The organism is Burkholderia sp. E168m23 (assembly GCF_016586125.1).
GTDB lineage: Bacteria > Pseudomonadota > Gammaproteobacteria > Burkholderiales > Burkholderiaceae > Burkholderia > Burkholderia orbicola.
Genome location: NZ_BCPP01001239.1, coordinates 1 through 1682, shown reverse-complemented (window position 1 = coordinate 1682; position 1682 = coordinate 1). Strand labels below are relative to the sequence as shown.

Genomic DNA, 1682 nt, shown 5'->3' with positions numbered 1-1682 from the left:
CGACCGGTCATCGAGCGTTCACCGATCGCGACGCGTCGGCACCGCGCTCAGCGTGCACCACGCATGCGGCGCAGCGACCTCGCCGGCTTGCGCGCGAAGCACTTGCCGTACGCGGCGAGCCAGCAATCGCGATGATCGAAGTTCCTCAGCAGCCGCGCGCGGCGCCGCTCGAGCCAGTAGAGCGAGATCGCCATCGTCAGCGCGACGGCCAGTGCCGAGCCGCCGATCACGAGTCCCAGCCAGGTGTCGCCCATGCGTTCTCCGGAATGCGAGGCCGAAGCGGCGCGTCTGCCGCCGCTCCGGCGCGGGATAGTGGGGAACGCGGCCCGCCGGGCGCGCACGCCCTGCGGGCCGCCGCGCGTCAGTGCATGTGCTGACCGCCGTTGATCGCGATGTTGGAGCCCGTCACGAAGCCGGCCTCCTCCGAGCACAGGTAAGCGACCAGCGCCGCGACCTCCTCGGGCTTGCCGAGCCGGCCCGCCGGAATCTGCGGGAGGATCTTCGTGTCGAGGATGTCCTGCGGAATCGCGGTGACCATCTTCGTCGCGAGATAGCCCGGCGACACCGTGTTCACCGTCACGCCCTTGCGCGCGACCTCGAGCGCAAGCGATTTCGTGAACCCGTGCATGCCGGCTTTCGCGGCCGCGTAGTTGGTCTGGCCGACCGACCCTTTCGAGCCGTTCACCGACGAGATGTTGACGATGCGGCCCCAGCCGCGCTCGACCATGCCGTCGCAGACCGGTTTCGTCATGTTGAACACGGAATCGAGGTTGGTGCGGATCACCGCATCCCAGTTGACCTTGTCGAGCTTGCGCAGCGTCATGTCGCGCGTGATGCCCGCATTGTTCACGAGAATGTCGACCGGGCCGACGTCGCGCACGATCTTCTCGATGCATTGCTGGCACGAGTCGTGATCGGCCACGTCCACCGGATACGCATGGAATTCGCGGCCGGCCGCATGCATCTCGGTCAGCCAGCGGTCCGCGCCGGCATTGTTCGGCGAATACGTGACGACTACCCGGTGACCCGCGTCGTTCAACCGGATGCTGACCGCTTCGCCGAGGCCGCCCATCCCACCTGTCACAACTGCGATTCGCTTAGTCATACTATGAATTACCGACAAAAAAGTAATCGATGAAAGGCGGGGCGACGGCATCGCACCTGCTGCCGCCCCACCGCTTCGATGCGCAGCCGCCCGCGTCGCGGACGCGGCACGCACCGGCACCTCGCGCGTGTTATTGACTGCCTGTCTTGCGCGAAAACCGCCTGGCTCGCCCGCGGCGCTGGCCCACGCCGCGAGCGAACCGTGTCGTCAGCCGCCGCTCAGACGCGCTCGACCGCAAGCGCGACGCCCATCCCGCCGCCGATGCACAGCGACGCCAGCCCGCGCTTCGCGTCGCGCTTGGCCATCTCGTGCAGCAGCGTCACCAGAATCCGGCAGCCCGACGCGCCGATCGGATGGCCGATCGCGATCGCCCCGCCGTTCACGTTCACCTTCGACGTGTCCCAGCCCATCTGCTTGTGCACCGCCAGCGCCTGCGCCGCGAACGCTTCGTTGATCTCCATCAGGTCCAGGTCGCCCGGCGTCCAGCCCGCGCGCTCCAGCGCCCGGCGCGACGCCGGCACCGGGCCCATGCCCATCACGCTCGGGTCCACGCCCGCGTTCGCGTACGCCTTGATTC

The 1682-nt window shown here is 68.2% G+C and carries 2 protein-coding genes and 1 pseudogene; all 3 read right to left on the bottom strand.

The annotated features are described in order from the left end of the window. Positions 1 to 47: 47 nt before the first annotated feature. A complete protein-coding gene (locus tag JMF90_RS36120) occupies positions 48 to 254 on the bottom strand; it encodes a hypothetical protein (RefSeq protein WP_011546221.1) in 207 nt (68 codons plus the stop codon). A 107-nt stretch (positions 255 to 361) separates the two neighbouring features. Then, a complete protein-coding gene (gene phbB, locus JMF90_RS36115; protein WP_027809372.1) occupies positions 362 to 1105 on the bottom strand; it encodes an acetoacetyl-CoA reductase in 744 nt (247 codons plus the stop codon). A gap of 218 nt (positions 1106 to 1323) precedes the next feature. Beyond that, positions 1324 to 1682 (bottom strand): annotated as a pseudogene (locus tag JMF90_RS36110) (acetyl-CoA C-acetyltransferase); the annotation flags it as partial.

What these genes read in the sequence shown, in the direction of transcription:
- JMF90_RS36120 (WP_011546221.1), bottom strand. Translation starts at nt 254, where the DNA reads ATGGGCGACACCTGGCTGGGACTCGTGATCGGCGGCTCGGCACTGGCC.
- phbB (WP_027809372.1), bottom strand. Translation starts at nt 1,105, where the DNA reads ATGACTAAGCGAATCGCAGTTGTGACAGGTGGGATGGGCGGCCTCGGC.